Source organism: Methylobacter sp. BBA5.1 (genome assembly GCF_000746145.1).
In the GTDB taxonomy this organism is placed as follows: domain Bacteria; phylum Pseudomonadota; class Gammaproteobacteria; order Methylococcales; family Methylomonadaceae; genus Methylobacter; species Methylobacter marinus.
Genome location: NZ_JQKS01000057.1, coordinates 1 through 13,985, shown reverse-complemented (window position 1 = coordinate 13,985; position 13,985 = coordinate 1). Strand labels below are relative to the sequence as shown.

Annotated in this window: 7 protein-coding genes and 1 pseudogene; all 8 read left to right on the top strand. The window is 55.4% G+C overall.

The window, feature by feature from the left end:
- Nucleotides 1-21 precede the first annotated feature (21 nt).
- Nucleotides 22-5,622, top strand: coding sequence for an amino acid adenylation domain-containing protein (locus EK22_RS21175; RefSeq protein ID WP_235209470.1), 5,601 nt, complete (start codon nt 22-24; stop codon nt 5,620-5,622).
- A gap of 136 nt (nt 5,623-5,758) precedes the next feature.
- Complete coding sequence (locus EK22_RS21170) at nt 5,759-7,123, top strand: MFS transporter (protein ID WP_051962011.1); 1,365 nt, start codon at nt 5,759-5,761, stop codon at nt 7,121-7,123.
- A 4-nt stretch (nt 7,124-7,127) separates the two neighbouring features.
- Nucleotides 7,128-8,525: a diaminobutyrate--2-oxoglutarate transaminase family protein gene (locus EK22_RS21165; RefSeq protein WP_198014536.1), complete on the top strand. Its 1,398-nt coding sequence runs from the start codon at nt 7,128-7,130 to the stop codon at nt 8,523-8,525.
- Nucleotides 8,515-9,291 carry an ABC transporter ATP-binding protein gene (locus EK22_RS21160; RefSeq protein WP_020160426.1) on the top strand — a complete coding sequence of 259 codons (777 nt, stop codon included), beginning with the start codon at nt 8,515-8,517 and terminating at the stop codon, nt 9,289-9,291. Before EK22_RS21165 ends, EK22_RS21160 begins: the two co-directional genes overlap by 11 nt.
- Nucleotides 9,292-9,309: 18 nt before the next feature.
- Nucleotides 9,310-10,536 carry an ABC transporter permease gene (locus EK22_RS21155; RefSeq protein WP_036254164.1) on the top strand — a complete coding sequence of 409 codons (1,227 nt, stop codon included), beginning with the start codon at nt 9,310-9,312 and terminating at the stop codon, nt 10,534-10,536.
- Complete coding sequence (locus EK22_RS21150; protein WP_020160428.1) at nt 10,529-11,638, top strand: efflux RND transporter periplasmic adaptor subunit; 1,110 nt, start codon at nt 10,529-10,531, stop codon at nt 11,636-11,638. The genes EK22_RS21155 and EK22_RS21150 overlap by 8 nt, the downstream gene beginning before the upstream one ends.
- Before the next feature lie 202 nt (nt 11,639-11,840).
- Complete coding sequence (locus EK22_RS21145; RefSeq protein ID WP_036254162.1) at nt 11,841-13,217, top strand: TolC family outer membrane protein; 1,377 nt, start codon at nt 11,841-11,843, stop codon at nt 13,215-13,217.
- 624 nt (nt 13,218-13,841) lie between these two features.
- Nucleotides 13,842-13,985 (top strand): annotated as a pseudogene (locus EK22_RS24475) (ISNCY family transposase); the annotation flags it as partial.

Below are 13,985 nucleotides of genomic sequence, written 5' to 3'. Positions count from 1 at the left end.
GGTGTCGCCGGCGAAATCCATGTGGCCGGCGACGGGCTGGCGAGAGGCTATCTGAACCGTCCCGAGCTGACCGCCGAACGCTTTATCGCCGATCCGTTCAGCAACGATCCCGAAGCCCGGCTGTACAAGACCGGCGACCTGGGCCGCTGGCGGGAAGACGGCAGCATCGAATTCCTCGGCCGCAATGATTTTCAGGTCAAGGTGCGCGGCTTCCGCATCGAGCTGGGCGAGATCGAGGCGCAGCTGGCCGCTTGTGCTGGTGTGCTCGAGGCCGTCGTCATTGCCCGTGAAGACTATCCCGGCGACAAGCGCCTGGTGGCCTACCTGACGGCTTCCGCCGAGCTCAACATTGATGAACTGCGCGCCCAGCTCAAGGCCGTGCTGCCCGAGTACATGGTGCCCAGCGCCTTTATGATCCTGGACGCGCTGCCGCTGACCCCGAACGGCAAACTGGACCGCAAAGCGCTGCCGGCGCCGGATGCAGGGGCGCTGCAATCGCGGCAGTACGAAGCGCCGCAAAGCGAGACCGAACAGGCTCTGGCCGCCCTCTGGGCCGAGCTGCTCAAGGTCGACCGGGTCGGCCGCCACGATAATTTCTTCGAACTGGGCGGGCATTCGCTGCTGGCGGTGACCTTAATCGCACGCATGCGCCAGGCCGGGCTGAATGTCGACGTGCGGACATTGTTCGCCGCACCGACGCTGGCCGGGTTGGCGGCGCTGGCCGATAGCGGCAGCCACGCCGAGCAACTGGTCATCCCGGCCAACCGCATTCCGGCCGATGCGACGGCCATTACTCCGGACCTGCTGCCGCTGGTGGCCCTGTCGCAGTCCGATATCGACCGCATCACGGCCGCCGTGCCGGGCGGGGCGGCCAACGTGCAGGATATCTATCCGCTGGCGCCGCTGCAGGAAGGCATCCTGTTCCACCATTTGATGGAGTCCGAAGGCGATGCCTACCTGCTGCCGGCTCTGATGGCGTTCGACACGCGCGAACGCCTCGACAGTTTCCTGAGCGCCCTGCAGGCGGCGGTAACACGCCACGACATCCTGCGCACGGCCGTGGCCTGGGAAGGCCTGCCGGAACCGGTGCAGGTGGTCTGGCGCGAAGCGGAACTGGCGATCGAGGAGATCGTCATCGACCCTGAAGCGGGCGATACGGCCGAACAGTTGCAGGAACGTTACGATCCGAGACATTATCGTGTCGATGTCCGAGTCGCGCCGTTGATCGGCGGCTTCACCGCCTATGATCCTCGGGAAGGGCGGTGGCTACTGTTGCTGTTGACGCACCATCTGGCCCTCGATCACACCGCGCTGGATATCCTGTTTGGCGAGGTCCGGATGCACCAGCTGGGTCAGGGAGACCAACTGCCTACGCCGCTGCCGTTCCGCAACTTCGTCGCGCAGGCTCGTCTCGGAATCAGCCGGGAAGAGCACGAGGCCTTTTTCCGCGGCATGCTGGCGGATATCGATGAGCCGACGGCACCGTTCGGTCTGCTCGATGTGCAGGGCGACGGTTCGGGGGTCGAGGAAGCGAAGCAAGACCTCGACCTCGAACTTGCCCGGCGCCTGCGGGAACAAGCGCGGACCCTGGGCATCAGCGCCGCCAGCCTGTTCCATCTGGCCTGGGCCGCGGTTCTGTCACGGACCTCCGGGCGCGATGACGTGGTGTTCGGCACGGTCCTGTTCGGGCGTATGCAGGGCGGCGAGGGTGCTGACCGGGTGCTGGGGATGTTCATCAATACGCTGCCGCTGAGAGTGCAGCTGACCCAGGGCAGTGTCCTGGAACAAATCCGTGAAGTGCAGAGCCGGCTAGCCAGCCTGCTGCGCCATGAACATGCGCCACTGAGTCTGGTGCAACGCTGCAGCGGCGTGCAGGCGCCGGCGCCGTTGTTCAGCGCACTGCTCAACTACCGGCACAGCCAGGCCGACGCCCCGGCGGACGGTGCGCCTGAATGGCAGGGCATCGAACTTCTGTCGGGTGAAGAGCGCACCAACTACCCGATCGTGTTATCCGTGGACGACCTGGGCGAAGGCTTTTCGCTGACCGCGCAAACCTTGCCGTCGGTGGCGCCGGAACGGCTGTGCGCCCTGATGTACACGGCGCTGGAAAACCTGCTCGACGCCCTGGAAAGCGCACCGGACACCGCCATGCGCCAGGTCGGCGTGCTGCCGGAGGCCGAGCGCCGTCAGGTGCTGTACGACTGGAACGCCACCCAGGCCGATTATCCTCATGCTTGCTGCATCCACGAACTGTTCGAGGCGCAAGTGCGGGATACGCCGGAAGCGGCGGCGCTGGTGTTCGATGACCAGGAACTGAGCTACGCAGAACTGAATGCCCGGGCCAACCGCCTGGCGCATTACCTGCGCAGCCTGGGCGTGAAGCCCGACGACCGAGTGGCGATCTGCCTGGAACGCGGCTTCGAGCTGGTGATCAGCCTGCTTGCCGTGCTCAAGGCGGGAGCGGCCTACGTGCCGCTGGACCCGGCGTATCCCGAGGAGCGGCTGGCCTACATGCTTGAGGACTGCGCCCCGCTGGCACTGTTGACCGATAGCAGCCTGAAAGCCCGGTTGGCCGATCGCTCAGGCGGCTTCAGGCTGATTGACCTTTTTGCCGATGCGGCGCAGTGGGCTCATCAGCCCTCCGATAATCCGGACCTGGCGGCAGTCGGCCTGACCCCGGCGCATCTGGCCTATGTCATCTACACCTCCGGCTCCACCGGCCAGCCCAAGGGCGTCATGGTGCCGCACGCCGGCGTGATGAACCTGGTCAGCTGGCACAACCGGCAGTTCCAGGTGAGCGCCGCCGACCGGGCCACGCAGCTGGCGGGCCTGGCTTTCGACGCCAGCGCCTGGGAAACCTGGCCGTACCTGCTGGCCGGCGCCAGCCTGCACCTGGTCCGGCCCGAACTGCTGGGCCAGCCGGAGGCGCTGTGGCAACGGCTGGCCGACGATCGCATCACGGTGGCGTTCATGCCGACGCCGCTGGCGGAACTGATGCTGACGACCCCCCGGCCCGAACAGTTGGCCCTGCGCTGCCTGCTGGCCGGCGGCGACCGGCTGCACGGCTATCCGCCGGCCGGATTGTCGTTCGAATTGGTCAACAACTACGGCCCTACCGAGAACAGCGTGGTTTCGACCTCCTGCCCGGTGCCGGCCGGAAATGAGGGCCTGCCGCCGATCGGCAAGCCCATCGCCAACACCCACGTCTACCTGCTGGACTCTCATCTTGAACCCGTTCCGGTCGGCGTCATGGGCGAGCTGTATGTGGGCGGCGCCGGGCTGGCGAGAGGCTATCTGAACCGGCCCGAGCTGACCGCCGAACGCTTTATCGCCGATCCATTCAACAACGATCCCGAAGCCCGGCTGTACAAGACCGGCGACCTGGGCCGCTGGCGGGAAGACGGCAGCATCGAATTCCTGGGCCGCAACGATTTCCAAGTCAAGGTGCGCGGCTTCCGCATCGAACTGGGCGAGATCGAGGCTCGGCTGGCCGAACATCCGCAGGTCCGGGAAACGGCCGTGCTGGCCCGCGAGGACGGGCCAGGCGGCAAGCGGCTGGTGGCCTACTACACCGGCGATGCCGACGTGACCGTGGACAGTCTGCGCGCGCATCTGGCCGAGACGCTGCCCGAGTACATGGTGCCTGTCGCCTTCGTGCATCTGGAGGCGCTGCCGCTGACCGCCAACGGCAAGCTGGACCGCAAGGCGTTATGCGCGACGGACTTCATGCCGAATGCCTATCCGGACTTTGTGCCGCCGCGATCAACCGATGAAGCGAAAATTGCCGCGGTTTGGCGCCGGTTATTCCAGGTCGACTCTGTCAGCGTGACGGCTAATTTCTTCGAGATGGGCGGACACTCTTTATCGGCGGTTCAATTGTTGAGCCTGTTGAAGCAGGAAGGTATCGAGATCTCCATAGCGTTGTTATTTGAAAAGCCGACTATCGAATCGCTGGCCTGGGCGATTCGTGAAGACACCCGGATAACGGAAGCACACGCAATACCGCTGAGGAAAACCGGCAATCAGCCCCCGCTGTTTTTGGTTCACGAGGTCACGGGCGAAATGCTCTATGGTCCTAATCTCGTGCAATATATCGATAGTGACATACCGGTTTACGGTTTGGCGGGACAACCGCTAAGCGAAGTGCCTTACCGCAGCATGCAAGCAATGGCCTCCAGATTAGTGCGGATGATACGTGCGGTACAGCCGCATGGGCCTTACCGCCTCGCCGGCTGGTCGCTCGGCGGGACGATTGCTTATGAAGTCGCCGCGCAACTGATTGGCGAGGATGAGACGGTAGAGTTTCTGGGGTTGCTGGATTCATACTATAACTGCGCGAATGCAAAAGACATCGTGACGAACGTCGATGACACGGCCTTATTGCTGGATTTCATGTTGGCAGAAGATATGCCTCCGGCGATGGCCGATGAAATAACATCGGCAGCTTCTTCAATGGACTTTGCGGAATTGGCGAGCAAATTCCAGGCCTTGTCTATGCTGCCGGCTCATCTGACTGTCGATGAATTTCGGAAGTTTTTGCTTCGCTGGCACAGCCATAGAATAGCCGATGCGCAATACTGCGCCCGCAAGTTGCCGATCCCGATCCATTTATATGCCACCAGCGAACATGCCGGAGAAAGTCTCTTCCGGAATTGGGACTCGGTATTGCCGGAACAGCAAATACGGCTGATACCGGTGACGGGCTCGCATCAAACCATGATGGAACTTCCTCATATTGAATCGCTGGGGGCGGCGCTCTCCGCTTCAATCCGGGAGGCAAGCGCCGCAGAGCCGACTGATTGCGACGTCGACTATGATCCGCTAGTGGCGCTTCAGTCCGGCAGTTTCGCCAGCACGCCTTTGTTCTGCGTGCCGGGTGCGGGGGGCAGTGTGAGCGCGTTCACCGACTTGACCTTGGCGCTGGGATCTTTAAGGCCGGTTTATGGATTCCAGCCGCGCGGACTGGACGGCGAAACTGTGCCGCATGCGACCGTACCCGCCGCTGCCAAAGCCTACCTGCGGGCGATCCAGTCGTTATATCCGGAAGGGCCGTTGCATCTGATCGGCCATTCCTTTGGCGGATGGGTCGTTTTCGAAATGGCGCTGCAACTGGCCGGGAGCGGGCGTCGTGTAGCCTCTCTGACCCTGGTCGATACTGAAGCTCCGCATGAGTCGGACAGCATGATGCGGGAATATACGGAATCCGAAGTGCTGATGAAATTGGTCGAGATCTATGAGCAATCGAGCGGTGCTTCTCTGGAAATACAATCGGCCGATCTGGACGGGCTTGAAGGCGATGCGCAGCTGAAACTGCTGCATCAACGGCTGGTAGGCGTCGGACTGATGCCTAAACAATCCCAACCCGAAATGCTGCTCGGCACATTCCGTACATTCGGCACGGCATTAAGAACCCGCTATTGTCCGGAACATCACTATGCCGGACCACTGCGGCTGGTGTTGGCCAACACTGATCACTCTGACCAGGAAGCCGTTGTCGCAAAATGGCGGTATTGGGTTAACGACCTCAACTATTGGCAAAGCGAAGGGAATCATATGACTGTTATCAAGCAGCCTTATGTCAATGCCCTGGTGGATTGGCTGGAATTGGGGAAGCATAAATGATTGAGGCGCCGAGCCGGATATCTCCGCCCGCAGCGAACCGGCTTGGCCGCTCAAACACGCTTTATGTCGGGCCGGGTTCGGGCAAAGGACACTATTTATTTCGGTTTTTTAACCCTAAATTAACAAATCACATCCTATGAACACGGCAAAAGAATTGGAAAAAGAGACCTATCAAAGTACAAGTTTGACGGTATTGGGGAGGCCATTCTATCTGCTCTGGTGCGGCGAGACTGTCGCGTTGATCGGTACCTCGCTGATGGAGTTCGCATTAGGCGTATGGGTATATCAAAAAACCGGCTCGGCCCTGGATTTTTCCGGCGTGTTGGTGGCGGCTATTTTACCGGCCGTGCTTGTCATGCCGATTGCCGGCACCATCGCTGACCGCTTCGATCGGCGCTATGTGATGGTTGTGGCCGATCTGACTGCTGTCGTTTTATTACTGACGCTGGCATGGTTTCTTTGGCGTAATAGCCTTGAGGTCGAGCATCTTTATGCCTTTAATATCGCGGTGTCACTGATCGGGGCATTCAGGACGCCCGCCTATACGGCTTCTGTCAGCAAGCTTCTACCCAAGGAAAAATATACGCAGGCCAGCGGCTTGATGGGAGTGAGCACCAATATGTTAACTATGTTTGCGCCGTTGGTCGCGGGCAGCCTGATGGCTCAGATAGGGCTGCAGGGCATTGTCTTGATCGACATCATTGCATTTACTACGGGCTCTATATTGATTTTAAACGCTTTTTTTTACGCCAGTAGAGTCAGCCGCAACATCAACAACATCAGGACCGACCATACCGGAACGACAAGCGGCAGCGTCACCCTGGCGCTGGCGTATTTCAAGAAAGAGCCAATGATGCGATGGTTGCTGGTATACACCGTTCTTCAGCAAGGTCTGGTGACTCTCGCGTCGACGATGATCATGCCTCTGGTGCTTTCCCATTACTCCGAAGACGACTTGGGCATCATTCTCACGGTCGGCGGCGTGGGAGGCTTGATTGGCTCAATCATACTGGCGGCGATGGGAGAACTTAAGCGCTTGATGCTTTGGGCCCTGGCGGCTGATGTGGTACTGGCTATTTGCATATTGCTGGTTGGCGTCAATACCTCATTCAAACTTTACTGTGCGTCGGTGTTTACCGCCTTATTGGTGGCAGGCTTCGCTCAAGGCTGCAATCACTCGCTGTGGATGAGAAAAATTCCGAATGAGTATCAGGGCAGAATCTTTTCGATTATCAATGTCGCCGCTTTGCTGACTATAAGCATTGTCACCATGGCGGGTGGGTTTTCCGCCGAACAGATTCTTGAACCCGCTCTTTCTGAAGGCGGTGTGCTGGAACAGACGTTGGGCCCTTGGATTGGCACAGGAAAAGGGCGTGGCATTGGACTGATGTTCGTTATCAGCGGCTTTATAGGGGTACTTATTTCACTGGTCGGATTTTTAACAAGACTGCGCCGGTTGGATTTGGTCGTGCCGGATGCGCCTGGCGCAAATGAGCGCTAAACGCTTGAAAAAAATCATTAATGTCGGGGCTTCTCGGCAGAAAATGCAATCAAAAACTAAATTAAGGAGAAACAGCATGCCATACGATCATCTTAAACTCCTGGAGTCAAATGCGAGAACTTACGCCAGATTCTTTAACAGAGTATTTTCAACGGGTCATGGGATTCGTGTTCGGGATTCCCAGGGAAACGAGTACATAGATTGTCTGGCTGTTGCCGGGGCTTTGCCGCTGGGACATAATCATCCTGAAATTAAACAGGCGGTTGTTGAGTATATTTCATCGGATGGCATTCAACAGGCACTTGATTTTTCCACCCCGGCCAAGATTCAATTTGTCAATGATCTATTCTCGCGGCTGCCGCCGAAGTTGCGCGACGAAGGACGGATACAGTTCTGTGGGCCGACCGGATCTGACGCGGTCGAGGCCGCACTCAAACTGGCGAAATTTTATACTAAACGACAGGGTGTCATAGCGTTTCACGGCAGCTATCATGGCATGACTTCAGGTGCTCTCGGCCTCATGGGTAATTTACACCCTAAAACCGGTGTGGGCCTGACCACGGGCGATGTGCAATTCGCACCTTTCCCTTACCGCTTCCGGTGCCCATTCGGAACCAATGGCACTCAAACCGACCAACTGTCGATCAATTACCTGCGCACGCTTTTATCGGATCCTGAAAGCGGGGTGCCGAAGCCGGCCGCCATCATCGTCGAAGTTGTGCAGGGTGAGGGCGGCGCGATACCCGCTTCCATTTACTGGTTGCAAGCACTGAGAAAATTGACGCTTGAATTCGATGTGCCTCTGATCATCGACGAGGTTCAGACAGGACTTGGACGGACCGGCACCCTATTTGCCATTGAGCGCGCCGGTATAACGCCGGATATACTTGTTTTATCCAAGGCCATCGGCGGCGGTTACCCGCTGTCAGTCGTGGTGTACGATAAACGACTGGATGTCTGGACGCCCGGCATGCATGCGGGCACGTTCAGAGGTAACCAGTTGGCAATGGTCGCCGGAAGTACCGCGATGCGAGTGATCGATAGAGATGGACTTGTTGACAATGCTAATAAGATTGGCGATATTTTGAAAAAAGGCCTGATCGAAATCGCGCAGCACTATCCGGTTCTGGGCGATGTGCGCGGGCTTGGGTTGATGATCGGCATTGAAGTTGTGAGACCGGGCGCCGACGACCGTCCGGGGGATCCCGACGGGGAACTCGCCAGGGTGATAAAGCGTAATTGTTTTAATAACGGGCTGATCATTGAAACCGGGGGGCGCAATGGTTGTGTGCTTCGTTTTCTGCCGCCTCTCATCGCGACCGAGGCCGACGCCGGTGAAATACTGGATCGTTTTGAGCAGGCAGTTGAGAGCGCGGAGGTAGGGGTACTCCATGCTGGGTAAACATCCTGAACGTGCTAAGTCTCTCCAAGAGACGCAAACTGAACCATTGAAAAAACAGCACTTGGCTATCGATGCATTGGAAGGGGTTTTTGAGAAACCAATGATAGATGTAAAGACTCTCACGAAAGCCTATAATCTTGGATCAATGAAAGTTCCAGTATTGAAGGGGATCGACCTGTCTGTCAAAGTGGGGGAGTTTGTATCGATCATGGGGCCATCGGGCTCGGGCAAATCGACTTTGCTTAATGTGCTGGGAATTCTGGATCGTTACGACGACGGCGAGTACATTTTGAACGGGACTTTGATAAAGCCGCTTTCTGAAACGGAGGCTGCCCGGCATCGCAATCAATTAATCGGCTTCGTATTCCAGTCGTTCAATCTGTTGCCTTTCAAGAGTGCTCTCGAAAACGTGGCCATGCCGCTTTATTACCGAAAGGTTCCTCGCAAGCAACGAGAGGCGAGGGCGCGGAAGCTGTTAGAGCGTATGGGGATGGACCATCGCATGGATCACATGCCTTCGGAGTTGTCTGGCGGGCAGCGGCAGCGGGTAGCCATCGCACGCGCATTGGTTACCGATCCGCCTCTGATTCTAGCGGACGAACCAACCGGCAATCTAGACACTAAAACTTCAGAGGAAGTGATGGAATTGTTCACCGAAATAAACCATGAAGGCAAGACCCTTGTCGTCATCACGCATGATGAAGAAATCGCTGCACGAACTCGTCGCGTTATCCATTTGCAGGATGGGCAAATCAGAAACTTCTAACCACGGGCCATACAACTCATGTTTGATATTGAACGCTGGACCGAGCTAGGCCAATCCCTTAGCAAGCACAAATTGCGCACAGGCTTGACTGCTTTTGGAGTCAGCTGGGGCATTTTTATGCTGGTTCTACTGTTAGGAATGGGGAAAGGGCTGGAGCGCGGCACAATGGCGCTATTCCAGGACACGGCGTTAAATAGCGTATGGATCAATGGCGGTAAAACCTCCCTGTCATATAAAGGTTTAACCCCGGGCCGTACAGTGAGCCTGGAGATTGATGACGTTGTCTGGCTCGGAAACTTACCAGGGGTGGAGTTCGTCGGACCTACCAAATTATTGGATAAAGGCTATGTTATGAGATATGGAAAAAATACCGGTGCATTCCAAATAAATGGCATTAGCGCCGTCAATGCCGACATTCAAAAATTATCTTTGCTGAGCGGTCGGCAGATTAATCAATTGGATGAGCGTGAATCACGTAAAGTCGCCATAATCGGCGCCAGGGTTAATGATGTGCTGATGAAAAACCAACTCAATCCGGTAGGAAAAACGATTTTCGTGGGCGAAACACCGTTCACTGTTATTGGGGTCTACAATAAAGCGTTGGGGGAACAGTCGCCCAATCGCGTCTATATTCCATACGCCACGTTGAGACAAGTGTTTGACCCTGCACCGACAGTCAATATGATTGCCTTGACTGTATCATCGGGTTATAGGTGGACGGATATCAAGCCGGACGCCATTCGACTTTTATCCCGACGGCATCGTTTTGACCCAAATGATTCCTCCGCACTGGAAATCTACGATATCAGTGATGAAGTAAAAAAAGTGGAGTCGCTAATGAGCGGTATCAGGCTATTCATGATTATTGTTGGAACCGGTACATTGATGGCGGGCTGCGTCGGGGTCAGCAATACGATGCTGGTTACGGTCAAGGAGCGCACGCGTGAATTCGGTATTCGCAAAGCCATCGGCGCTTCCTCGGCCGACATACTTTTCATGGTATTGCACGAGACACTGGTTATCACTCTAGCCGCAGGCTATGTGGGATTAGTTGCCGGGGTAGGGCTTATCGAGTTGATTAGCCGGGCCGGCATCGAATCAGATTACTTTCGCGATCCTCAAGTCGATCTCTCCGTCGCGGTCTCGGCACTTGGGGTTTTAGTGCTTGCAGGCCTTATCGCAGGCTATCTGCCGGCTCGTCAGGCGGTTCGTGTATCGCCTATTGAGGCGCTCAGACATGAATAATTTTCGTCGAATTGCGGTTCGTACCGGTTGGATTTTGGTGGTCTTTGCCATCGTGTTTGGCAGTGGTTTCTGGCTGTTTTTTTCAGCCGGCGCTAGCGTGCCTTCCGTGCGGACAGAAAAACCATCTCGCATGACCATTGAACAATATACCATCGCCACCGGGCAGATTGTTCCCAATCGGCGAGTCAAGATCAAATCTCAAGCAAACGGTGTGCTCGAAGAAGTTCTTGTTAAGCAAGGGCAATGGGTGAAGCGTGGGGATTTGCTTGCCCGCATACGACTGCGTGCTGACCCGGTGGAAGTCAGCGCGGTTCAGTCGCAAATCAAAAAAGCCCGACTTGAGCACCAGCGGGCGGCTGCCGAACTGGAACGGCGCAGTCATCTTCACGACCAAAATCTGATTTCCGACGCGGCGTATCAGGACGACAAGTTGAAATACGATGTCACCAAGGCGACCTTGGAACAGGCCGAACGCGAATTGGAGCTGCGCCTCAAAGGCGCTTCACATCAATTCAAAACCACCTCGACCCTGATTACCGCGACCATGGACGGCATGGTGCTGGATCAGCCAGTGGAAATTGGTGATTTCATCATTAAAGCCAATGATCTATCCGAAGGCACGACGGTTTTTTCCATTGCCGACATGCATAGTTTGATTTTCAAGGGCGAAGTGGAAGAGGCGGACACCGGGCGTCTGCAAGAGGGCATGCCCATTACCCTGAGTGTCGGCGCGCTTCCGGATGAACATTTTGATGCCACACTGGATTTTATAGCGGCAGAAGCCAGAAAAACCGATCAAGGTCGGAAAGTATTTGAAATCCGCGCAGCCATTCGGCCCAAACTGGGCGTGTTTCTCAGGGCCGGCTATAGCGCTACAGCTAAAATCGTATTTTCCCGGCATGAACAAGTCATGACAATTCCCGAGGGAAGCCTGATATTTCGTGGGGATGAGCCCTATGCCAAAGTCGAGTTACCGACTGGCGAGATCGTCGAGAAGAAGCTTGTCACCGGTCTCTCCAACGGGCTTAATATTGAGGTGATTTCAGGTCTTGAAGAGCAAGACAGCGTCGTGTCATCACGAGCGGTGGAAAAGTCGTTATGATGCCGTAGAAGATAGATTCTCGCTTAATGCCGCCCATTTTTCGCTTTGGAGGCTCGGTTTTGCTGGAATGGACTTCTTGTTTGATATTGGCTGCCGAGTCGCTGTCCAGTGATCTGCTGGATATATGTTACAAGACAACAGAGGAAGAATAACAACTGATGAAGGGAAAGTTATGATACCGCAAAAGAGTGTTTCTCGCTTAATGTCGTCCATTTTTCGCTTTGGAGGCTTGGTTTTGCTGATTTTGCTGGAAGGGACTTCAGGTCCGGTACTGGCGGCCGAGCCGCTGTCCAGTAATCTGCTGGATATCTATCGCAAGGCAATAGAGGAAGACCCGCAATTGATGAAAGGAAAGGCAACCCGCGAAGTTAATGAAGAACTGCAAAATCAGGCAATGGCCCAGGCCTGGCTGCCTAAAGTAGATCTTTCCGCCAATATCACCGGCAATCTTCAGAACATCAACTTAAAGGATCCGCAGGCAATCGGCGTCGGCGGACAGGATGAGTTTATCAGCGATGGTTACGACATCACTCTTACTCAGCCGGTGTTTCACTATGACAGGCTGATAGCCCTGGATCAGGCTGGTCAACGAGTGGAACAGTCCGAAATGGAGTTGAATGCTATCCATCAGGATTTGGTTTTACGAGTAGCAGAGCGATATTTCGGCTTATTGAGCGCGCTGGACAACCTGCGGTATTCCCAGGCTCAGAAGGACAGTCTGGCCCGGCAGCGCGAACAGATGCAGCAGCGTTTCAAGTATGGCGAAATTGCCATCATCGATGTGTCAGAAGCCGAAGCGGGTTATGATCGTGCCGTCGCCGATGAAATCGAAGCTCAACAACAGCTGAATGACGCCCAAGCGGCATTAAGGGAGATTACCGGCGAATACTATGACCGTCTCTCAGCGCTTGCTCAGGATATTCCTTTGATCAAACCAGAGCCTTTGAATGAAAAGAACTGGACTGATCAGGCGTTGGTACAGAATCCACGCATTATAGCGGCCAGCATAGCCTCTAGAATCGCCAGTAATGAGATTAATCGGCTTGACTCGGAGCATCTGCCCAGTCTCGATCTCAAGGCAAACAATGGCTGGATGGAAACCGGCGGTCAGTTTGGCAACGCCGATATCTTTTATAACAGCATCGGGTTGGAGATGAATATGTCGTTATACGAAGGCGGCCAGGTTACTTCCCGATCACGGGAGGCGGTGCACCGGCATGAAGAGGCCTTGGCGACACTGAAGCAAGAACAGCGCAGCGCGGAAAGGCAATCCCGCGACGCCTTTTATGGTGTAGTAACCGGTGTCAGTCGTGTGCAGGCATTACGGAAAACGCTTAAGTCGCAAGAATTGTCGTTGAAAGAGATTGAGTCCGGTATTCAAGTCGGGAGTCGCACTGCCCTTGATCTTGTTGTGGCGACGCGCGATTGGTACCGGGCTCAGCGGGACTACGCCAAAGCCAGATATGACTATTTGCTGAACACCCTGCGACTCAAGCGCTCCGCTGGTATTCTCGAGTATGATGATTTGGCGAAGATCAACACATTCATGACTGGCTCTGCCTCGGCAGTTCAGCCTTGACCATTGTTGAGTTAGTTTCTTTTTTCAAGCATGGTTCAGCTAGAGTAGTTATCTTATGACTGGAAACATCACCTGAATCTTTGTCGTAATTGAGTTTAGCCGCTTTGCATAACAAAGAGCCCGTATGCTGGCAATAAAGGAATGCAGCCGGTGCAGCATCCCGACACCAGCCTTGGCCTCATGTCTGCGTAAGCTTCTTTCTGAATAACTGACATTACGCACGGACAAATGGTTATGCCGTCCGCCGCGCCGGGCAGGGACATTGTTCACTCTGGCCTTTCAAAGCCGTCCGTTCAGAATTGGGCATTGAAAAATGACCTGATTTTCAATACGGGTTACCGTAATGCTAGGAGCGATGCCTTTATGCCCTTTAGGGTATACACATCGCGACTAGCCGGATGTTATTTTTAGCCGAATTCTCAGGTGCCTGAATCAATTGTCTTCGTAACATTCAGTTACTTTAATTAGTGTTTGAATGAAAATTAATTAATCTCATATTCATCAATAGGTTATAATGATTTTCCAACACGAAGATGTGTTGCCCTGACCCCGGTTTTGTCTTATTTCCAGCGAAAATCGGCCCGTAACCGCCTAAAAGCCAAAATCTTCATCCCTCGAATTCGCATGCGCACCGTCATTCAGCCTCAACTCAAATTCGGTGAAACCGATATTGCCGCCATTGTCATTGATCCTAAATCACGTGATGACATTCCCCAACTACTGCGTGGACTGCAATACATTTATACCGAGGTCAGCTTGCGTCAGCGG